General features: G+C 43.1%; 21 protein-coding genes. 16 read left to right on the top strand and 5 right to left on the bottom strand.

Annotated elements, in window-relative coordinates; all coding sequences use genetic code 11:
- The first annotated feature begins 291 nt into the window (after positions 1–291).
- The 3 genes from C400_RS0120145 to C400_RS0120135 all read left to right on the top strand — a co-directional run bounded on the left by C400_RS0120145 (position 292) and on the right by C400_RS0120135 (position 2062).
- Positions 292–480 (top strand): hypothetical protein, encoded by a 189-nt coding sequence (locus tag C400_RS0120145; RefSeq protein ID WP_007428354.1) that lies wholly within the window; start codon positions 292–294, stop codon positions 478–480.
- Between the two features lie 105 nt (positions 481–585).
- Positions 586–1368: a type I methionyl aminopeptidase gene (map, locus tag C400_RS0120140; RefSeq protein ID WP_016819542.1), complete on the top strand. Its 783-nt coding sequence runs from the start codon at positions 586–588 to the stop codon at positions 1366–1368.
- Positions 1369–1552: 184 nt separating this feature from the next.
- Positions 1553–2062 carry a GNAT family N-acetyltransferase gene (locus tag C400_RS0120135; RefSeq protein WP_017428004.1) on the top strand — a complete coding sequence of 170 codons (510 nt, stop codon included), beginning with the start codon at positions 1553–1555 and terminating at the stop codon, positions 2060–2062.
- Here the strand turns inward: C400_RS0120135 and C400_RS0120130 are convergent.
- Positions 2054–3319 carry a DUF438 domain-containing protein gene (locus C400_RS0120130; protein ID WP_016819544.1) on the bottom strand — a complete coding sequence of 422 codons (1266 nt, stop codon included), beginning with the start codon at positions 3317–3319 and terminating at the stop codon, positions 2054–2056. The two genes, C400_RS0120135 and C400_RS0120130, sit on opposite strands and share 9 nt — an antisense overlap.
- 14 nt (positions 3320–3333) lie before the next feature.
- Positions 3334–3561 (bottom strand): DUF1858 domain-containing protein, encoded by a 228-nt coding sequence (locus C400_RS0120125; protein ID WP_017428003.1) that lies wholly within the window; start codon positions 3559–3561, stop codon positions 3334–3336.
- Between the two features lie 238 nt (positions 3562–3799).
- On the opposite strand from C400_RS0120125, the gene C400_RS0120120 reads away from it, so the two are divergent.
- From C400_RS0120120 to C400_RS0120100, 5 genes are read left to right on the top strand one after another with little or no spacing between them, the layout of a single operon-like run.
- Entirely contained in the window at positions 3800–4519 is a 720-nt protein-coding gene (locus tag C400_RS0120120) for a hypothetical protein (protein WP_016819546.1), read from the top strand.
- A 41-nt stretch (positions 4520–4560) separates the two neighbouring features.
- Positions 4561–4962, top strand: coding sequence for a GntR family transcriptional regulator (locus C400_RS0120115; protein WP_017428002.1), 402 nt, complete (start codon positions 4561–4563; stop codon positions 4960–4962).
- A 5-nt stretch (positions 4963–4967) separates the two neighbouring features.
- Complete coding sequence (locus C400_RS0120110; RefSeq protein WP_017428001.1) at positions 4968–5933, top strand: ABC transporter ATP-binding protein; 966 nt, start codon at positions 4968–4970, stop codon at positions 5931–5933.
- A complete protein-coding gene (locus tag C400_RS0120105) occupies positions 5930–6832 on the top strand; it encodes an ABC transporter ATP-binding protein (protein ID WP_017428000.1) in 903 nt (300 codons plus the stop codon). Before C400_RS0120110 ends, C400_RS0120105 begins: the two co-directional genes overlap by 4 nt.
- Positions 6825–8144 (top strand): ABC transporter permease, encoded by a 1320-nt coding sequence (locus C400_RS0120100; RefSeq protein WP_017427999.1) that lies wholly within the window; start codon positions 6825–6827, stop codon positions 8142–8144. Before C400_RS0120105 ends, C400_RS0120100 begins: the two co-directional genes overlap by 8 nt.
- A 214-nt stretch (positions 8145–8358) precedes the next feature.
- Here C400_RS0120100 and C400_RS0120095 read toward each other — a convergent pair whose 3' ends face one another.
- Together C400_RS0120095 and C400_RS0120090 are read right to left on the bottom strand one after the other, a co-directional pair.
- On the bottom strand, positions 8359–8940 hold the full coding sequence (locus C400_RS0120095) for a TetR/AcrR family transcriptional regulator (RefSeq protein ID WP_013369248.1): 582 nt from the start codon (positions 8938–8940) through the stop codon (positions 8359–8361).
- A gap of 93 nt (positions 8941–9033) precedes the next feature.
- The gene (locus C400_RS0120090) at positions 9034–10008 is read right to left on the bottom strand and encodes a fumarylacetoacetate hydrolase family protein (protein WP_017427998.1); all 975 of its coding nucleotides are present in this window, start codon (positions 10006–10008) and stop codon (positions 9034–9036) included.
- 165 nt (positions 10009–10173) lie between these two features.
- On the opposite strand from C400_RS0120090, the gene C400_RS0120085 reads away from it, so the two are divergent.
- From C400_RS0120085 to C400_RS0120080, 3 genes are all read left to right on the top strand, one after another.
- On the top strand, positions 10174–11196 hold the full coding sequence (locus tag C400_RS0120085; protein ID WP_017427997.1) for an MBL fold metallo-hydrolase: 1023 nt from the start codon (positions 10174–10176) through the stop codon (positions 11194–11196).
- A gap of 164 nt (positions 11197–11360) precedes the next feature.
- Positions 11361–11507 (top strand): hypothetical protein, encoded by a 147-nt coding sequence (locus tag C400_RS28750; protein ID WP_155764931.1) that lies wholly within the window; start codon positions 11361–11363, stop codon positions 11505–11507.
- A 721-nt stretch (positions 11508–12228) separates the two neighbouring features.
- The gene (locus tag C400_RS0120080; protein WP_017427996.1) at positions 12229–13047 is read left to right on the top strand and encodes an alpha/beta fold hydrolase; all 819 of its coding nucleotides are present in this window, start codon (positions 12229–12231) and stop codon (positions 13045–13047) included.
- A 262-nt stretch (positions 13048–13309) separates the two neighbouring features.
- Here C400_RS0120080 and C400_RS0120075 read toward each other — a convergent pair whose 3' ends face one another.
- Positions 13310–14524, bottom strand: coding sequence for an ROK family protein (locus tag C400_RS0120075; protein ID WP_016819555.1), 1215 nt, complete (start codon positions 14522–14524; stop codon positions 13310–13312).
- A gap of 364 nt (positions 14525–14888) precedes the next feature.
- Between C400_RS0120075 and C400_RS0120070 the strand changes: the two genes are divergently transcribed.
- The 5 genes from C400_RS0120070 (at position 14889) to C400_RS0120050 (ending at position 20057) form a co-directional block, all read left to right on the top strand.
- The gene (locus C400_RS0120070; RefSeq protein ID WP_017427995.1) at positions 14889–15707 is read left to right on the top strand and encodes a purine-nucleoside phosphorylase; all 819 of its coding nucleotides are present in this window, start codon (positions 14889–14891) and stop codon (positions 15705–15707) included.
- A 97-nt stretch (positions 15708–15804) separates the two neighbouring features.
- Positions 15805–16656, top strand: coding sequence for a DMT family transporter (locus C400_RS0120065; RefSeq protein ID WP_232795399.1), 852 nt, complete (start codon positions 15805–15807; stop codon positions 16654–16656).
- Between the two features lie 46 nt (positions 16657–16702).
- The gene (locus C400_RS0120060; RefSeq protein WP_017427994.1) at positions 16703–17164 is read left to right on the top strand and encodes a nucleoside deaminase; all 462 of its coding nucleotides are present in this window, start codon (positions 16703–16705) and stop codon (positions 17162–17164) included.
- A gap of 154 nt (positions 17165–17318) precedes the next feature.
- Positions 17319–18509 carry a phosphopentomutase gene (gene deoB / locus C400_RS0120055; protein WP_017427993.1) on the top strand — a complete coding sequence of 397 codons (1191 nt, stop codon included), beginning with the start codon at positions 17319–17321 and terminating at the stop codon, positions 18507–18509.
- Between the two features lie 291 nt (positions 18510–18800).
- A complete protein-coding gene (locus tag C400_RS0120050; protein WP_017427992.1) occupies positions 18801–20057 on the top strand; it encodes a nucleoside permease in 1257 nt (418 codons plus the stop codon).
- The last annotated feature ends 114 nt before the right edge of the window (positions 20058–20171 follow it).

The following is a 20171-nucleotide window of genomic DNA, read 5'->3' as shown; positions in this document are numbered from 1 at the left end:
TACCTCTATGCAGCAGCTAATTGAGAACTCCAAATGCTATGAAGCGTAAAAGATAGGTAAAATCAATGTAAATTTACTGGAAAGCTGAAAGCTGTATCTGAATATGGTATAATGGGGTAGTGATTCAGCCAATAGAAAATCGGTTAATAATAGTGTCAGGTACATGCCTCGCGTAAGGCATTCCCGACCTAAGCTGCACTAGACATACTACTTCACTGCATAAGGACATCAATACTTTTCGGCATTCTCTTCAACGGAGCACTTATTTTCAACGTTTTGGGAGGGAGTTACATGGCAACGAAAGGTCACAATGAAGTTAAGGAAAGTCTGCGGGAAATGACTCGAATTTTCCGGCCTAAGGATCCCAAAAAATTTGTAAAGGAATATGTGCGAAAATACCGGATAACAGGAGGGTATGAGGAAGAGTTGACCATGGTGGTGGAAAACGAACTCGGCCGCATCAATTCTTCAGTATCTTAAAGGGTTCGCTTACCCGAACAACTAGAAACACGACTTTTATAAACCGTCTTTCCCTAGAGGAGACGGTTTTTTTGTGTCCGTCCTGCATACAATGGGATAGGTTTAGTGAATTTGTATGCTCAAAGGAGGCGGATTCCAATAGAAATAGCGATACGAACACCGGAGGAAATCGGCTACATCAGGGAGGCCGGACGTATTTTGGCAGATTGCCATCGTGCGCTGGAAAGTCGTATTCTTCCGGGAATCACAACGCTTGAAATCGATGCTTGGGTGGAGCAATTTCTATGCAAGCGTGGAGCTACGCCTGAACAAAAGGGCTACAAGGGGTTCCCTTATGCGACCTGCGCTTCGGTCAATGAGGTGGTATGTCACGGCTTTCCCTCGGAGCGGGTGCTTCATGATGGGGATATTGTAACCATCGACATGGTGGTTAACAAGGACGGATGGCTAGCTGACCGGGGATGGACCTACGCAGTGGGTGACATCAGTCGTCCGGTAGCAAGGCTGTTGCGGCAGACCCATAAGGCGCTGATGCGCGGCATCGAGGTTGCCCGCCCCGGCCGGACATTAGGGGATATTGGGCATGCGGTCGAAAAAGCGGCAGGCTGGCGACGGTACGGTAACGTCAAATCTCTGATCGGGCATGGGATTGGCCGCCAAATACATGAACCGCCGGACGTTCTCCACTACGGTCGTGCTAGAACGGGATTGCCACTGCGCGAAGGGATGGTGATTACCATTGAGCCGGTATTTACCCTCGGACCCGAAGGCGCGGTGCTCTGGGGGGATGATGGTTGGACCATCAGCACAGCAGACGGCAGTTGGGGCGCTCAATATGAGCACACCATTGCGATTACAAAGAACGGTCCTTATATTTTGACCTCATAAAAGAGTATTGTGCCATAGGGAGTCCAATGTGCGGGTTGTGTGCATAAGACTCTCTTGGTAAGTTTTTTTAGGATGGCATATCCGCTTCACCAAACAATGAGCTACTTGTTATAGATCATAGATCGCGATTCGGATCGTCGGTATAATAGGAGGCATAATATTGGAAACTAGGAGTGGAACCCACATGATGATTAGGGAAGCGATGATATCAGATGCCGAAGACATCGCCAAGGTGCACGTAGACTGCTGGAGAACGACATACAAAGATATCATGCCTGCCGAGGTTCTGGAACGGCTCTCCTATGAGCAAAGAACAGAATTGTGGAATGCGAATCTATCTACTGAAGACGGTCATCTCGTATATGTGGCTGAAAATGAGAAGGGGGAAATGATCGGATTTGTGAGTGGAGGTCCAGAAAAGTCAGGGGAATATCCCCCGTACGGGGGAGAGATAACGGCTCTTTATGTTTTGAGTGAATACCATAGTTTAGGGCTCGGCAAGAGACTATTTCTGCGGTTGCTTCAACACTTTAATAGTATGGATATTCACTCTGTCATGGTGTGGGTGCTGGCAGATAATCCAGCGTGTACTTTTTACGAAAAGCTAGGGGCCAAGCCTGTAGTTGAACAGCATATTATTAATATGGGCGGCAAAAACCTGAACATGGTGGCTTATGGCTGGCTGCTATTCTGATAGAATACGCTTTTGTCCTTCCAAGGCGCGAATAGGCGCGATATTTTGCGTGAATTCCAGTGTTCCCAAATAGCGTCCTTCGGAATCACGAACGGCAAAATAACGGATGTAGACAAATTTGTCCTTGATTGGAATCCAAAAATCTTCAACATCCTTGCGTCCGGCCTTAAAATCTTCCAGCAGTTTCTCAACGACATGCACGCTTTGCGGCGGATGGCAATTTTGCACGGTACGACCAATGACGGCCTTTGTGCGGGCAAAGATACGTTCTTTACCGTGAGAGAAATAGCGAACAACATCATTTTCATCGATAAAGGTCAGATCCACAGGCAGGTGATTCAACAGTAGCTCCAATTGTTGTACGGATACAATCCCTGTCTCGAATCGTATGAACCCTTGCGGAGTACCAGAAGTGGAAGTGTCTTCTGTTTGCTCAAGGGCTTCTACAGGTTCCTCTGCCCGTTCAGGTATCCATTCACGCTCAGGAGCGGTCAGGCAGAACCCGATTTCCTCGCTTTCCCGGGCTATTTTCAGCCATTCATCCTCGGTCAGCTTACTGAGTGCCATCGGCAGCAAAATATTCTCTTCCTTGAATATCATTTCATTCACTTCACTCATGATATGAGCAAGCGCCTTCCCAATCTGATCACGATCTCCGTTATATTCGGTAAGCAGCTTCTTCGCATCCTTGATTGCGGCGCGAATGCCGTCGTCCACCCCCCACATCACTTTGGTTGGACCAAAGATTCCATAGCGTTCTAGATAAGGAAATACTAGATTTTCTTTGCGGCTATAGTGTTTGTCGACATCCATCAACAGACTTAAATCTTCAAGCAGCTTGTAAATAACCTTGGGGCTGTCTTCCTTTTGAAACTGCTCTGCATGGAGGGCCAGCTTAAAGTTGACCAGACGTTCGATCTCACGATTTTCCAGCTTGAAGGTGTGAACAGGATGTCCTGGTTGTTCCTCCGGTCCCGAAGGACGATGAATATCCTCAATAGAGCCCTTGAATATCGATGTATGAACGGAACAGAGACGTTGGACTTCCGACACCGGAATTCCCTCTTCGGTCATCAAGGCATGCTCCATCGCTGAAATTTCCGCCACGCTTACCCCACCAACAGCCTCTGCAAAACGCGCTTTAACTTCCTCCACGCTTTTCCCGGCATGTAGTTCTTTAATAATTTCCTTCAATGTTCGCTGACGCTCCGTTAATTCCTGTGCTGTATGTTCACGGTTGTTAATTAGCTCGCTCATGATCGTTAACCCCTTTATTTTTGAATGGTAAAACCATGTTGCATAAATGTCTGCTGCACAGTTTCCATACTTATTTTCTTCAACGCAATTCCTTTGGACAGTGTCATAAAACGTCCTGCGGTTTGGAGCATGCCGGGCTTGGCAATATCGTGAAAACCCAGTTCTACCATAATGTCCTTCACTTCAGGATAACGATTAACAAGGTTAAATATGGACTCATCCCAATGCAGTATTTTATCCATTTGTTCATCCCCTCAATTGAGAACGTTTTTCATTTACAGAGTAGCATAGGTCCAAACGAGCTATTGTGATTGTACGCACAATATTGTTCAAGTAGTTGACAACGGTAAATCTTGGTTTATATACTGTGTATAAAGATATATACAGTAATAACACTGAATACTGTGGTAACACCTTTGAAATGAAGAGCGAACGAAGTCGTTATTACACAAGCAGTGCAGAAGGGATCAGGATAAGAAAATGACAATCATGAAGCAGGCATGGATGATTACCCGTCAGGATTTTCGCAAGAATCCATATGCAGGACTATGGACGTTGCTGTTTATTGCGTATTTGGGATTTACCATGAGTTTTGCGGTAAGTGTGCAATGGGGTGAGCATGCAGCCTTGAGTCCAGTAGCTGATTTCATCATGCTGACGTTGATTCCGTTTTTAGGGTTCATTTATAACCGTCGAGCGTTCAAATATTTACAGGAAGATTCTTATACGCACATGCTAGCCTTTTTCCGCACCTTGCCTATACCGATGAAAGCGGTAATTATGAGTCGAATTCAACAGGCGGTGTTGGCGTTTGTTGCGAATAGTGTGATATTTTTTGCTCTTTTGTTTACATTGTCAGGTACGCTTCGGATATATGCCAGCACAGGATTCTTTGTATCGTTTGCTCTGACCTGGATAGGCTACGGAATGCTCATTCAAGCCATTTATATTCACTTGGAATTTTTGAAAAGAGGAAAAGAGTACTTCTGGCTATCTATTGTGATCATGCTAATGTGCGGGATGGTTACGATTATAGCTCGAGTATGCGGGGCCAACCTGGTATCGATAACGGCTTCTTATAGTAAGGAATGGTTGCTGTTGTCCCCGGTGATGTGGGGAGCATTGTTAGCAGGAGTTCTGGCTATGTCAGTGTCCTATCGGGTGACACAGCGTAAGCTCATGAAACGGAACTTAACTTAGTAGTATGTGTACAAAAATGACTAAAAAGGGGGGGAAAGCAGGTGAATATTCCAGTGCAAATTGATGAGAATAGCGCGGAACCGCTGTATGCGCAGATTGAAAAGCAGCTTCGTTCACTCATTGTAACCGGACAGATTGCAGCGGGAACGCTGCTTCCCTCCATTCGTGAGTTTGCGGGAACGCTCCGTTGCAGTGTAATCACCGTCCGGCGAGTCTATCAGGATTTGGAGAACGAAGGCTTGCTTCGTACCCGGCAAGGAACGGGCACCTTCGTAGCTCTGGTCGAGGATGATATGCGCTCAGGTTACCGTCTTAAAGCGGTGACTGAGGCATTGGAAACGGCGATTGCCACAGGCATCGCTGTACAGATGAAAGAGCAGGAATTATTGGAGCTTTTTGCAGAAATGGTGAAAAGAAGGTATGAAGTCCAGGTGAGGGAGTGACAGCCGTGAATAATCATGTGGGAGTTCCTACGGAAATACAGATGAAAGCACCAATTATTGAGATGAGCCAGGTCTATAAAACCCGGGGTGACCGGAAAATTGGACCGATTAATTTAACGGTTGAACCAGGATATGTGGTCGCTTTGGCTGGACATAACGGATCAGGGAAAAGCACATTGATTCATTTGCTGACTCAGCTTGTTCATCCGGATTCCGGTGAGATTCGTTGGTTCGGTCAAGCATACCCCGACGGCATGCCGGCAGATACACGACAATGGGTTGGGTATATACCGGAGCAGCCGGTTCGCGAGGAGGATCGACTAACTGCAGAAGCAGCAGCGGCTTTTCGAGCATTGTGGTATCCCGGCTGGGATGAAACACGTTTTCAGCGTCTAATGGACCGCTTTCAGGTTCCAGCGCATACGAAATTATCGAGTATGTCCAAGGGACAGCGCCGGAAATTTGAATTGGCTGCTGCCTTGGCGCCACACCCTCGTGTGTTGCTACTGGATGAGCCTTCATCAGGTTTAGATCCTTTTGCCTGGAAAATCATGCTAGATGAACTGCGGGATTGTATGAAGAACGGCAAAACGACGATCATTATTGCTACCCATATCATGGACGAGATCAAGCGTTTGGCGGATTATATTGTCTTGATGCACGATGGCAGGCTGCTTGGCAAACTGGAAAAAGACCATCTGCTCGAAAATGGCAAGGAAATGTGGTTTGAAGGTACACCAGAGGAGGCATCGGAGCTTCCGGGAGTTGTAGAGACGGAGAGTGATGGGAATTTACAGCGAATTATAACGCTGGCAGCTGGAGAGACCAGTGCCATATTGGAACAAGCGGGTATTCGCCCCATCCGTGTGCGCCGTCTGGAGCTGGATGATATTTTAGTACATTGGTCTGCGGGACAACTATCGACGGATACAGAGACATTCATGAAGAAGGAAGGGGTAAAGCAATCATGAGCATGCTGCAATTGGAAAAGGTCGTGAAGCAATATGGGAATCATACGGCGGTAAACGGAATATCCCTGAATGTGAACGGTGGCGAGATTTACGGACTGCTGGGGGGCAATGGAGCAGGCAAAACGACAACGATGCGCATGGTGCTCGGCCTGATTTACCCTGACGGGGGAAGCATTCAATATGAAGGCAAGCCCTACAGCAAGGAGCTTCAGCGGACAATGGGCTATTTGCCCGAGGAGCGTGGACTGTACCCCAAGGTGAAGGTGAGCGAGCAGATTAATTACTTGGGCAGGCTACGGGGAATGTCGGCCAAGGAGGCAGACAAAAGTCTACGCTACTGGCTAGAGCGCTTTGGAGTGCCGGAATATTACGACAAGCGGATTGAGGAGCTATCCAAGGGAAATCAGCAAAAAATGGGCTTTATTGCGGCTGTGGTGCATCGTCCGACGCTGCTCATTTTGGATGAGGCCTTCAGTGGGCTGGACCCGGTGAATGTCGAATTGCTCAAGGATACGGTGAAGGAACTACGGGATGAGGGTGCTGCGATTTTATTTTCAACCCACCGTATGGAGCATGTAGAGGAACTGTGCCGACATATTACGATTTTGCACCGCTCGAATACCGTAGTGCAGGGAAGTGTGCAAGAGATTAAGGGCCGTTACCCACGTGAAAAAGTTCGCCTCATCACTACAGGTGAAGTGAACGGACTGGAACAGCTGCCGGGCGTACGCCGTGTAGAGCATATGGATCGTGGCTGGATGCTGCATATTGAGCAGCCGGATGCGGCGAAGTTAATTTTGCAAACAGCGTTGGGGCAAACGGATGTGGAGCATTTTGAGATCAAGGAACCTACGCTCAACGAAATTTTCATAAGAGAGGTGGGGGATTCCCATGAATAGACTAGGTACGGTGATCGGTTTTACGTTTCGTCAGAAGGCGAGGACCAAATCCTTTATCATTACGACACTGGTATTGGCCTTGCTCATTACGCTGGGCATGAATCTGCCGTATTTGATTTCTTTGTTTAAAGGAGAAGGGGCTGGAGGTTCCGGCACAACTGCAGCCGCACATCAACGCTTGGGTCTGATTGCCGGGAACCAGACAGAAGTGGCAAATCAGCTGGAGCGATTTACCAAGGAGCAGTCCAATCCGGCAGCCATCTGGGTACGTTATGACAGCGTACAAGCGCCGGCAATGCAGCAAGCCTTGAACAACGGAAAGCTGCAAGGTTACGTGCAGTTCACGGAGCCTGCCGCCAAGGGAGACACGTTTCCTAAAGTGGAATACGTCTCTGTAGAAAAAGAGCCATCTCCGGCTGTAATTACATTGGTGCAAACGGGACTTCAGGAAGCAAAGGTCAAGGCTATTATGGGCGACAAGTCGCTGACCAGCGACCAAATCCGTGAAATTAGTACACCTGTATTGGTGGATAGCAGGGAAGTAGACAGTCCGTCTGAGGCAGGGGGAGCTGCGGGGAAAGAAGAAAAAGCGACCTCCATGATTAACTATGGTTTGGTCTATGTATTGATGATATTATTCTTCACCTCTTCCATGATGACGGGGAATATGATCGCTGCAGAGGTAACATCGGAAAAAAGCTCACGGATCATGGAGATTCTCATCACAAGCGTGTCGCCGTTGACCCAAATGTTTGGGAAGATTATTGGCATCTTCCTGGTAGGTCTGCTGCAAATTGCCGTTTTCGCAGCCGTTGTGTGTGCCAATCTTATGCTGCCACATAATAATGTCATTCTTAGCTCGGCCGGGCTGGATTTGTCGCAGCTGAACATCGCAGTGCTCGGCTATGGTCTCATATTTTACATCCTCGGCTACTTTCTGTATGCAGTGCTGTTCGCCGCAGTGGGCTCCATTGTTAGCCGTACTGAGGAGTTGGGACAGGCCATTATGCCGATTACCGTGCTGTCACTGGCAGCCTTTTACATCGGAATCTTCAATATTGCGGCTCCTGATACGATTTTCATTAAGGTGGCCGGATACATTCCGTTCTTTTCTCCGACCGTCATGCTGCTACGCATCGGGCTGGAACGGGCGAGTCTGCTGGAAATTTGGCTGTCACTAGCCATTCTAGTTGCTTCCATCCTATTATTTGGCTGGCTGGCCGCCAAGATCTACCGTACGGGTGTCTTAATGTATGGCAAACGACCTTCGTTTAAAGAGCTAAGAAAAGCGATGAAGGCTTACAAGATTTAATAAATGTAGGAGAACATTGTGAGTAACCATTATAGTTGAGACAAATGTATTAATAAATGAGATTTTTTCAATATATGTTTGAGACAAAGTGGGGGCCTTGATTCATCAGAAGTACCGATGGATCAAGGCTTTTCTACTTTATATGGTGATGATTAATAATTGGTGATGTTTTGAGAGGAGAAGTTAGACTTAACATTAAATAAATCAATAAAGCTTATGACTGAGACAAGATTCCTTTAACAAACAATGAGACACTGTGCTTGTAGAACTCTTCCTCGGTGACGAGTTGGGACTGATATTGCCGGTGAATCAGCTCGCTCATCTGAAATCCGTAGCACATCGAGAGGAAAGTCATGGCGGCAAGACGCTCATCCTGTCTGGCTATAACTTTTTTCTTCTGCAGGCGTTCAAAATATTCAACTAGCAAGGAGTGCAGCTTCACCGGCGGATCGGCCAGCACTCTGTCCAATTCGGGAAGCATTCCTTTGTCACGGATGCCAATCAAAATGATGTCCGCATTTTTATGGAAAAACAAACGGTACTGCTGACTTACATTCAGCAGATCTACTTCCGGATTATCGGTCGCATCCTCTTTTAACAGCTTCTCAAATTGCGGGATATCCGAATGTCTTTCAATGATGGCTTCCAATATGCCTTGCTTGCTTCCAAATTGCCGGAAAATCGTAGATTCATTGACTTTAGCTTCCGTTGCAATGGCTTTGGTGCTTACTCCCCGATAGCCCTTCTTTTTGATGAGCCGTGTCGCGGCTTCAATGATTCTGTCTGAAGTTTGCATTGCATTTCTCCTTTTACATATGTTAAACCTATTCTACTACAAGATTTTGCATATGCAGCAGGGTCGGGGTTCATCATTTTCATAAACGTTTATTTAAGGCAAATCGCTTCTTTTTTCCCAGCGGCTTGGTTCAGTAATCTTGACATGATCAGGCACCAATTGCGTGAGCGAGCCTAATTTATCAAATGTAATCTGGATTCGGTCAGAGGGCAACAGCCATTGTTCGGTCTCGATTGCGCAACAATCCGGTATCGTCCCCATTCCTATAATCGTGCCCGGGAGCGGCGTGAAAACTTTGAGAATCTCCTCCATCACTTTTGCAGGGTGTACAGAATACTCGGATGTGCTTCCCTTCCAATGCAGTCTCTCCCCGATCCGTACATCCACATCCAGTGCCAGCGGGTTGCCGATTTCATCCGGCGTAGCCAGAAATGGTCCAATTCCTTTGCTGCGATCAAAATCTTTGCAGCGCGTCGGTCCAGTCAGCGCCAGGAAATCAGGCCACTGACCTGCAATGCAGTTCCCCTTCCCTGTAACAAAGGCCAGCTCCGGCTCGATATCCAGGTAGGAAGAGTACGAAGGCCAATGTATCGTATCCCCATCGCCAATTAATGCGTTATGGTTACACTTGTAATAACTGAAAATTACTTTATTCGTATCTCGCTGGAATTTTTCAGCAATTTTTCGTTTAAGTTCTTCTCTTTCCGGTCCTGTGTATTCTCTTTGCAGCAGATTTACGCCAGCATTTCTCAGATGTCTTGGCGTCAGCCCGAAATCGATAAGCGCAGCCGGATGTGGAACCGGCGGCAGCAATTTTACCGCTGCAATCGGGCAGACTTCATTTTCATTGAATTGATGCGACAGTTCGACAGCATATTGCATCAATTCCTTAGCGGCATCATAACTTGCCGGCAAATAATGAAGATAGCTGTCCATACTTTCAAGACTGTCAACGAATGTTCCCTGCTTTTTCATGATTGCGGCAAAAGACACGACAAATTTCTCGTTAATTACAAGCCCAAATAAAGGTTCCTGAGATGTCTTGGTTTGAAAGGTTACTAGCTTCATGTTGCAGCGCCACCATCCATGTTGTTTGATGTTGTTCTGTTACTATCATATTGCATAACATATATGCATGCAAGTGCTTGCTTGCATTTATGTTTTCGATTCTCTATATTAAAGACATAATCAGTGTGCTTTACCCCAAAAACATATACGCAAAGGAGAATTTCCATGAAGTATGGACGTATTATCCAAAAACCTCGCGTTAAATTTTTTGAAGTCGCAAATGGCGTCTTTGCCGGTATTTCGCCGTATCGCGGCATCAGTTGGGCCAATGCCGGGTTCATCAACAAGGGCGGAGGGCTGGTGTATGACACGTTCTTCGATTTGTTCCATGCGCGGGAAATGCGGGAGGCTTTTAAGGAAGTAAGCAACGGCGGCTCTCCCGCATATGTGGTGAATTCGCACTATAACAGTGACCATGCCTGGGGAAACAAAGTGTTTGAAGATGCTTGCATTATTATGCACAAGGAAGCGTCCAGAGAGCGTCTCACCGAAAATATCGCCTGGATGGATAGCGTCATCAGAAGAGGAAAGAATTCTCCGGAATCGACTTCGGGCGAGCGGTTTTTTGCAGCGGAATTTGAAGGATTCGACCTAGAAGGCGTAGAATGGGTGCTTCCGAATATTGAGATAAAGGACGATATCAACATCCGTCTTGGCGATATGGAAGTTATGATTTACAACGTAGCTCCGGCCCACTCTGACAGTGACTTGCTGCTGTGGATGCCAAAAGAAAAGGTGCTGTTCGCCGGCGATGTCGTGTTTAACGGTTGTACGGCATACAGCGAAGAGGGAACCCTCAATTGGGTTAAAGTGCTTGATCGCATTATTGATGAAATTAAACCCGAAATCGTTGTTCCAGGACATGGCGCCATCTGCGGCCTGGACTTCGTGAAGGAGCAAAGAGACTACCTCCTGAACCTGATTAGCGAGTTTAACAAGCATTACAATGACGAAATTGATACCTTGTCCCTGACCAAGCAAATTGATATTTCCCGCTTCCTTCATTGGATTCAGCCAGAACGGTTGTATGTTACAGTGGATATCCTATTGAAAAGCAAACGAGGGTTACCACCCCTTCCAATTTGGAACGAGGTGCCTGCTAAGCTGGAAGACATGAAAGCTTTTTTGGCCGGAAAATATGGCGATCAGATCAAGCCATGGGACCCTATGAGTGTTTGGCAAGAATAGCAAGTTGAAGCTAGCGTACGAAAAACAAAAAACGGCCTTGTCGCAAACGATGCGAACAGCGGCCGTTTTTTTTTATTGTTCCACGGAATTAAAATCGGCGTTTAGAACCGATTATAAAGAAATGGAGATGGACTTATGACTAACTTAACTTTCGCAGCTCAATCATGGGAGAAAAAACAGAGAGTGGTAAGGCAAGGCAGTGTCTGAGCTTGGAAGTTTTCCACCCATTCGGATACGGGTCCCGGATTCGCCGCAGTACACACCGCAGCAGCCGAAGAGTTAAGGAGCAGTTTATAGAAGGGCGGTTGTAACATTTTTTAGAAAATAACGATGTATAAATTGCCAAGTAGAAGTGATGTAACAATGTTAAATGTAAATAAACAGCACCAAAGTCGCGGCTGGAATGGCGTTGTATCTGCTTTGAATGTTCTATATGTTGGGTTCGCGCAGCTCTGTCATGGCAAAGCCCCGCCCGAAGTGATTCTTCTAAATTCATATTTTTTACAAGAAAGCAATTCTAAAACCACGATAACATTGTCCCGCTGAAAGTCGCTATTTTAAGTTGAAATTAAACATTGAAAAAGCTTGTCGCTGGCAAGCTTTTTTTGATGTCTTTGAGCTAATAAAGATAATATGAAACCTATACAAGTAGATGTATACTTATCCATTACAGTAATGAGGATATTCTCATTAATTATGATTTTTATGGCTTACATGAGTTGGATAGAGATAATTTTCTCACTAATTATGACACCGCACATTGTGAGTAACCATTATAGTTGAGACAAAGTAGGGACCTTGATTCGTCAGAAGCACTGATGAATCAAGGTCTTCCTACTTTATATGGTGATGAATAATAAAACAGCAATTTAGTTTAACCCCAGAAACAATTATGGCGAACAAGTGTTCTTTACATATATTATGTATGAGTATATAATCAAAACGAAACGGAGATCTGGTGTGCTAGATAAAGCAATGTAGATTTTTCTTTAGTATAAGCACATTATAAATATATCAATTGGAGGAGTCTGTATGCCATATTGTAAAGTCAAGAATGCCAACATATATTACGAGGAAATTGGTACAGGCAAACCGATTATAATGATCCATGGTTTTACACCAGACCATCGGTTAATGAGTGGGTGTATGGAACCGATATTTGAAGATATCCCCGGTTGGCGTCGTATCTATCTTGATTTGCCTGGAATGGGACAAACAATGGATTACGATCAAATATGTAATTCAAATGATATGCTAGAAGCAGTTATAAATTTTATTGAAACTCTTGTCCCAAACCAAGATTATCTCATAGCAGGCGAATCATACGGTGGTTATATTACAAGAGGAATAATTAATAGACATAAAGATCGTATTGGTGGAGCTGCACTGATTTGTCCATTAATTATTCCTGAACACAAAAGAAGAATACTTCCCGAGCATTTTGTTGTTCATCGTGATCGCGAGTTTATGGGCACCTTAAGTGAAGAGCAAATAAGTGATTTTAGCGCAAATCAAGTCGTTCTCGATGAATATAATTGGAAGAGGTATTCAGAAGAGATCGTGGCAGGTTGTAAGATCGCTGACTACGATTTTCTTAGCAAGATTCAAAGAAACTATGGATTTTCCACCAATATAGATGAATTAGTATTCGATAAACCAACAGTATTTACTCTTGGACGACAAGATGCAGTCGTTGGTTACATAGACGCTTTTAAAATTTTAGACAATTATCCTAGAGCAACCTTTGCCGTTCTAGATCGAGCAGGCCATAATCTTCAAATTGAACAGGTTCTATTATTTGAGTCACTTATTCGTGAGTGGCTTGAAAGAGTAACAGAGTTTGGATTTTAGTTGTATATGAATCCATTGAACTAACGGTCAGGGAATTAATCTGTACTTTATTCAGAAAGCTCTGAAGCGTAAGCTACCGATCTTGGAGCTGGAATCGTTCGAATCTCAACTGGACATCTACTGAAGAATAAAGGCTATGCCGTCGTACATAAATAAATAGTCACTTCAAAAAGATGAGTCGCTTGGCTCGTCTTTTTTTTGTTTTGAATGATTCAAGTTCTCATCTCAGGTGTGGATAAGAACTTGAATCGATGACTAAATGCTAAACAGGTACCTCTTCAGTGAAATAATCCAACACCATACAACCAGCTCCTTGAGCCACAATATTGTAGGCTTCAGTGGACTTAATGATTTGGACATGACTATCAGGATAAAATTTTAGTCGATCTTGTGCTGTTTTAGCTGCTACCTCAAAAAAACGCGGTTTTGGTACTAGAGTTCCTCCGAAAATCACGATCTCAGGACGTAACAGAAAAATCAGATTACTGAGACCCACACCAAAATAATAAGCTGCATCCTCAACAACTTCTAAACAGAGCGCATCGTTTTGCTCTAAAGCATATAAAATGTGGTGTAAATTGATCTCTTCGAAATCGTTAACTTCGGTCGTAAGCATTGAAGGCTTGCCACGCTTCATGAGCCTAACCATTTCGTCACGAATAGCAGGCAAACTACTGTATGCTTGGAGACACCCATATGAGCCACAAGAACAACGTCGACCATGAATATCAATGATGATGTGCCCAAAGGTATCATCCATATCTCTTTTTCTGCTAACCAATCTGCCTTGAAAAATAGTACCGCATCGAATTCCAATATCACTGGATACAAAGACTAAATTATCTGTTTCTTTCCAAAAGTTCATACGATATTCAGCTAGCGCAGCCAAGTTGGTCCCATTCTCCAGAAATACAGGAGTGTTGGTTTTATGTTTTAAATATTCAATTATATTTATATCCCATCCACCTGCAGGAAAAAGTTGGGGATGTGAAATGACTCCCATTGCCGGATCAAACGAATCGAGAACCCCAATGCCGATGCCCAACAATTTCTCCCTAGGAACGTTATGTTCAGCCAGTAAATCCTCAACGCACTTTGCTACATAATTTAATGTGTACTCTCCAGTACATTCGGTGGTCATCTTTAATTTTTTGACGCCTATAATATTTAGCTTTAAATCAAGCAGCAAGACAGTTGTGTATAAGCTTGTAATCTCAACCCCAATCAAGTTGTAAGCATCCGGTTTGATCACATAGGCCAGAGGTTTACGTCCACCACTTGATTTTCCAATCCCACTATCATAGATGAGATCTTCTGCAACAAGTTCGTCAAGTAAACGCCCACATGTTACATGCTTAAAACCAGTGTGTTCAGCTAACGTGTTAATGGTTACAGGACCTAATTTACGAACTAAGCTATATAACAGTTTTAAGTTTTTCGCTTTGGGTGATGATAACTCTTCAAATTTATTTAACATATAACTTCCCCTTGATCTTTAATACAAGATGTTGTTTTCAGACATAAATATATAGTTACAATTATTATCGGGCTTTTTTGATGATATATCTACTCTGATTATTAAATCTGTACAATTTTGGATGTTTTAGATACACGTTGAGCTAATGAAGGAAACATGAATTAACTTTTGATAATTAGTATAAAAAGAACTGGAGATAATGACGAATTATTTAACATTTAATTAACCTTTTTATATAAATGATAAATAGTTATTTACAAAAGGTAGTTAAGCTATTACACTAATCAATGAAAGCTGTTGGAGCAGCAATTTGAAGTGATTGATACAGATAGCTTACAGCAAACTATTTTAGGAGGAATTAAATATGCATAAAATGCAAGATATTTTGGAAACCAGAGACTTTATCATGAGTAAAACATCATATCGTCCGACGATCGGAATGATTTTGGGGTCTGGCTTAGGAACACTGGCTGACGAAATTGAAAACCCTTTCACAATACCTTACAGCGAAATTCCTCACTTTGCAAAATCTGAAGCGTTAGGTCATGCGAACGAATTAGTTATTGGGGAGCTAAAGGGAAAAACTGTATTGGCAATGAAAGGACGTTTTCATTACTATGAAGGCTATTCTTTGGATGAAGTGACTTTTCCGGTGCGTTTGATGAAGGCCCTGGGTGTAGAAAACTTGCTCATCACCAATGCTTGTGGCGCCGTTAATAAAGACTTTAAACCGGGTGAGTTAATGTTGATTACGGATCACCTCAATTTGGTAGGTACGAATCCATTGATTGGACCGAATAATAACGATCTGGGTACTCGTTTTCCTGATCTTTCTCAAGTGTACAATGCTGAATTGCGACAAATTGCTACGGAAGTTGCAAAAGCACAAAATACAACTTTACGCGAAGGCGTATATTCCTGGTGGAGTGGTCCAGCTTATGAAACCCCAGCTGAAATTCGCATGATTCGTACATTAGGCGCAGATGCTGTTGGAATGTCAACCGTACCAGAAGCCATCGTAGCTGTTCACGCGAATATGAAGGTTCTTGGAATCTCCTGTTTAACCAACATGGCTTGTGGAATTCTAGATCAGCCTCTAAGTCATGACGAAGTAATTGAGGTAGCTGCCTTGGTAAGAGAGAATTTCATTGCTTTAGTTAAGGGAATTGTAGAGAAGGTTTAGTAATTATATAAAATCCGATGAAGAAAAAGGCGAGGTTATGAAAGGGTATATATATGTCATATTAGGTGCAATTTGTTATGGTTTATTATCGACTTTTGTGAAATTAGCCTATAAAGATGGTTATATCGTGAATGATGTTGTTGGAATACAGCTCCTCTTAGGATCGATATTATTATGGGGCGGAGTGCTGGTTACTAAAGGCACGAAGAGTACAAAACAGAAGAAGTTTGTAACGCCAGGTAAAAGGGAAATAATATTATTAGTTACCGTAGGGGCTACAACGGGGCTTACAGGAATGTTTTATTATCTTTCACTTCAATATATTTCAGCTTCTTTGGCGATTGTACTCCTTTTTCAGTTTACATGGATCGGTGTGTTGCTAGAGGCAATTTTCAATAGAAGAATTCCTGAAAAAGGAAAGTTACTATCCATCATTCCTTTACTTATCGGAACGATAAGCGCAACTAATATTTATTCAACTGGAATTTCAGCCGTTCATTGGCTTGGCTTTTTGTATGGTCTGCTTGCAGCATTATCTTATTCTATTTTTATGATCGTTAGTGGTAGGGTCGCCGTTCAAGCAAATCCGATGATGAAGACAGCTTTCATGACTACCGGAGGCCTCATCGTTTGTTCGATCATTTTACCTCCAACGTTTTTAACAGACGGAAAGCTTTTATTACAACTGGCTGTACAATACGGGTTTGTTTTAGCTTTTGTCGGTCCCTTCCTATCCACACTGCTTTTCTCTAAAGGTGTTCCGTTAGTGGGATCAGGAATAGCATCAATATTAGGTGCAATGGAGCTTCCAACAGCCTTATTAATGTCTGTCTTTGTCCTGAATGAGCACATTGGTGTTCCGCAATATGTAGGGATCGTTCTTATCTTAATTGGAATATCATTACCAAAATTACTGAAAAAAAGTAAAAAGGACATCTTAACCATTTGAAACGTCCTTAGATGGATAATAATCATAGATTAGGGAGGAATATGGAATGAAGAACAAAGATGAAATCTTTATGAAAAAGGCAATTGAGGTTGCTCTACAATCCCGAAATGAAGGAAATGAGCCCTTTGGTGCGATATTGGTCAAAGGGGAGGAAGTCGTAATGGTTGGGGAAAATAAAATTAATACGTTTTGTGATCCAACGCATCATGCAGAAATCGGTTTAATCCGGAAGTTTTGTTCTGAAAACAATATATTTAATTTGAGCGAATACACTTTGTATACAAGTTGTGAACCTTGCGTTATGTGTTCGGGGGCCATGGTGTGGTCTAATCTGGGCAAAATAGTATACAGCGTATCACATGATCAGTTAGCTGAAATCGCCGGGAGCAACATCATGATTGCTTGCAATGAAGTGTTTGAGAAAAGCCCTCAAAGACCTGAACTGGTTGAACAAGTACTCAACGAAGAAGGTTTAAAAGTATTTGATGGATACAAATTTTCTCATTAAATAACTTTTTAAAAATATGAGAATCTATGAATTCATTGGGCAACTTCACTGGATAGTGAAGCTGTCCTCTTTTATGTATCGTTTTACTGCTTGAAATCTAAAAAATAATGCTTCAGATAAAACAAAGGTGCGTGTTGAGAGGAGAGATTGATATATGAATAAACGATTTCAACGAATTCATTTAATTGTCCTAGATTCAGTCGGTATTGGAGAAGCACCGGATGCTGCGGCTTTTGGAGATGAGGGGGCTGATACGTTGGGGCATATCGCAGAAAAAATGAATGGACTGTATATGCCTAACATGGCTGCACTTGGATTGTCCAACATTAAAGAAATTCAAGGAGTACCTAAGGCCGATCATCCAATGGCTTTTTGGACCAAAATGCAGGAAGCCTCTAACGGGAAGGATACGATGACAGGGCATTGGGAGATCATGGGGTTACGTATAGACGTCCCCTTTCAAGTGTTCCCGAATGGTTTCCCTGCCGCTTTGATTGAAGAACTTGAAATAAAATCAGGGAGAAAAATCATCGGAAATAAACCTGCCAGCGGCACTGAAATATTAGATGAGCTTGGGGAGGAGCATATGAAAACGGGGGCTTTGATCGTTTACACATCAGCTGATTCCGTTCTGCAAATTGCTGCTCACGAAGAGATTGTACCGCTGGATGAGTTATACCATGTCTGTGAAATGGCACGTGAAATGACCAAAAACAGTGATTATATGGTTGGCCGTGTCATAGCCAGGCCGTTTGTAGGGGAGCCGGGACAGTTTAAACGAACGGCTAACCGGCATGACTATGCACTGAAGCCTTTTTCCCGGACGGTCATGAATGAATTAAAGGATGCTGATCTGGATGTGATTGCTGTAGGGAAAATTTCAGATATTTATGATGGGGAAGGCGTTACTGAGGCGATCCGAACGGTATCTAACATGGATGGAATGGACAAGTTTATTCAAGTTGCGCAGAAGGATTTTACGGGCTTGTCTTTTTTAAACCTGGTTGACTTTGATGCCCTTTTTGGTCACCGCCGAGATCCGCAAGGGTATGGCAATGCACTGGAGGAATTTGATGCTCGGTTGCCAGAACTGTTAGAAAAGCTTACCGAGAAGGATTTGCTTATATTGACTGCGGACCATGGAAATGACCCGGTTCATCACGGAACCGATCATACACGTGAATATGTGCCGCTACTCATCTACTCCAAAGCGTTTATGGAAGGCCGAGAGCTGCCTCTTCGCAAAACGTTTGCAGACATTGGAGCATCCGTTGCTGACAACTTTAGGGTCAAATTGCCAGACCACAGTACCAGTTTTATGCATGAATTAATGATAAAAAGATAAACGTTAAACCAAATAACTTCCGCTTCTACGGAGGTCATTTGGTTTGGAAAAAACAAACTTTTATTATTTTATGTAAAAAGTATAAAATGATTATGTATATTATGAGTCATTTATTATGAATAATTCATTACTTTTTATAAAATATATATTTAGTTCTTTACTTTAATGACTTTACCTATTACACTATGAATAACAAAATGTAAGCCTTTCCAAGTGTGTCCGACAGAAGAATCGACGGAAGAGTAGTAACACAACAACTTGAATATTCAAGCTCAAAAGGGGACAGGAAAAATGGCAATGAAAACACGGCTTAGAATAATGAATTTCTTTCAGTTTTTCATTTGGGGATCATGGCTTGTTACGCTAGGCTCGTATATGATCAATACATTACATTTTACGGGCGCACAAGTTGGAATTGTTTATAGCTCAAAAGGATTAGCTGCGATCATCATGCCTAGTCTTGCAGGCATTATTGCGGATCGTTGGATTAAAGCCAACAGATTATATGGAATATTCCATGTTCTAGGTGCGATTTCTTTATTTATAGCAGCACACATTTCAGATCCAATGACTATGTTTTGGGTAATATTTTTCAATTCGTTGGTTTACATGCCAACAAGTGCTTTGACAAATGTTATATCATACGTTGCGCTTGAGAAAGCGGGATTGGATACAGTAAAGGATTTCCCACCAATTCGCGTTTTTGGAACAATCGGGTTCATTATTGCCATGTGGGTAGTTAGTCTTAGCGGATTTGAGTTAAGCAACATCCAGTTATATATAGCTGCGAGTATCTCGCTCTTGCTAGCCCTATACTCACTTACGCTGCCTGATTGCCCAACCTCTAACGAGAAGAGAGAAAAGTCATGGATTAGTCTTTTAGGCTTGGATGCGTTTGTACTGTTCAAACAGAAAAGAATGGTTATATTCTTTCTTTTCTCAACACTTCTAGGTGTTGCCTTGCAAATAACCAATACATTTGGTAATCCGTTTTTGCATGATTTTGGACTGAATCCTGAATTTAAAGATAGCCTGGTCGTACAGTATCCATCTATTTTATTATCGGTATCACAGATTGCTGAGGTGTGTTTTATCCTTGCCATCCCATTCTTTTTACGTAACTTTGGAATTAAAAAGGTTATGCTCATTAGTATGGTGGCTTGGACATTACGCTTTTTATTTTTCGCATATGGTAACCCATCCGGTATGGGATTCACTTTCCTTCTGTTATCCATGATTGTGTACGGCTGTGCATTTGATTTCTTTAACGTCTCTGGAGCCATTTTTGTAGAAAAAGAAGTCGATCCTCGTATTCGCGCAAGTGCGCAAGGCTTATTTTTAGCCATGGTTGATGGAATCGGAGCATATGTAGGCGCCATTGCAAGTGGAAAGGTCGTAGATTATTTCACGGTAGATGGTGTGAAAGATTGGCAAAGTATCTGGTTGACCTTTGGAGCATATACACTCGTACTTGCAATTATTTTTGCTGTAAGCTTCAAATATAAACATGATCGAAATGCTATGAAAGATGTATCTGCAGGCCATTGAAATCAAGAATAAAAGAAGGTTAATGTTTTTCTGCATTGCTGTTTATGATTTTAGCTCTTTATTTCATATTTAAAGGAAGCAAAAGATCGAATGAAGTGAAATTGGCTTCAGATC

This window comes from Paenibacillus sp. ICGEB2008 (genome assembly GCF_000307675.1).
Classification (GTDB): domain Bacteria; phylum Bacillota; class Bacilli; order Paenibacillales; family Paenibacillaceae; genus Paenibacillus; species Paenibacillus polymyxa.
Note: the sequence above shows the minus strand (reverse complement) of the source record. Positions and strands in the feature narration are given on the sequence as shown.

Bases quoted from the DNA above. Each gene is read 5' to 3' on its own strand.
- C400_RS0120145 (WP_007428354.1), top strand. From the start codon at position 292: ATGGCAACGAAAGGTCACAATGAAGTTAAGGAAAGTCTGCGGGAAATG.
- C400_RS0120135 (WP_017428004.1), top strand. From the start codon at position 1,553: ATGATGATTAGGGAAGCGATGATATCAGATGCCGAAGACATCGCCAAG.
- C400_RS0120130 (WP_016819544.1), bottom strand. From the start codon at position 3,319: ATGAGCGAGCTAATTAACAACCGTGAACATACAGCACAGGAATTAACG.
- C400_RS0120125 (WP_017428003.1), bottom strand. From the start codon at position 3,561: ATGGATAAAATACTGCATTGGGATGAGTCCATATTTAACCTTGTTAAT.
- C400_RS0120120 (WP_016819546.1), top strand. From the start codon at position 3,800: ATGACAATCATGAAGCAGGCATGGATGATTACCCGTCAGGATTTTCGC.
- C400_RS0120105 (WP_017428000.1), top strand. From the start codon at position 5,930: ATGAGCATGCTGCAATTGGAAAAGGTCGTGAAGCAATATGGGAATCAT.
- C400_RS0120100 (WP_017427999.1), top strand. From the start codon at position 6,825: ATGAATAGACTAGGTACGGTGATCGGTTTTACGTTTCGTCAGAAGGCG.
- C400_RS0120095 (WP_013369248.1), bottom strand. From the start codon at position 8,940: ATGCAAACTTCAGACAGAATCATTGAAGCCGCGACACGGCTCATCAAA.
- C400_RS0120090 (WP_017427998.1), bottom strand. From the start codon at position 10,008: ATGAAGCTAGTAACCTTTCAAACCAAGACATCTCAGGAACCTTTATTT.
- C400_RS0120085 (WP_017427997.1), top strand. From the start codon at position 10,174: ATGAAGTATGGACGTATTATCCAAAAACCTCGCGTTAAATTTTTTGAA.
- C400_RS28750 (WP_155764931.1), top strand. From the start codon at position 11,361: ATGGGAGAAAAAACAGAGAGTGGTAAGGCAAGGCAGTGTCTGAGCTTG.
- C400_RS0120080 (WP_017427996.1), top strand. From the start codon at position 12,229: ATGCCATATTGTAAAGTCAAGAATGCCAACATATATTACGAGGAAATT.
- C400_RS0120075 (WP_016819555.1), bottom strand. From the start codon at position 14,524: ATGTTAAATAAATTTGAAGAGTTATCATCACCCAAAGCGAAAAACTTA.
- C400_RS0120070 (WP_017427995.1), top strand. From the start codon at position 14,889: ATGCATAAAATGCAAGATATTTTGGAAACCAGAGACTTTATCATGAGT.
- C400_RS0120060 (WP_017427994.1), top strand. From the start codon at position 16,703: ATGAAGAACAAAGATGAAATCTTTATGAAAAAGGCAATTGAGGTTGCT.
- deoB (WP_017427993.1), top strand. From the start codon at position 17,319: ATGAATAAACGATTTCAACGAATTCATTTAATTGTCCTAGATTCAGTC.
- C400_RS0120050 (WP_017427992.1), top strand. From the start codon at position 18,801: ATGGCAATGAAAACACGGCTTAGAATAATGAATTTCTTTCAGTTTTTC.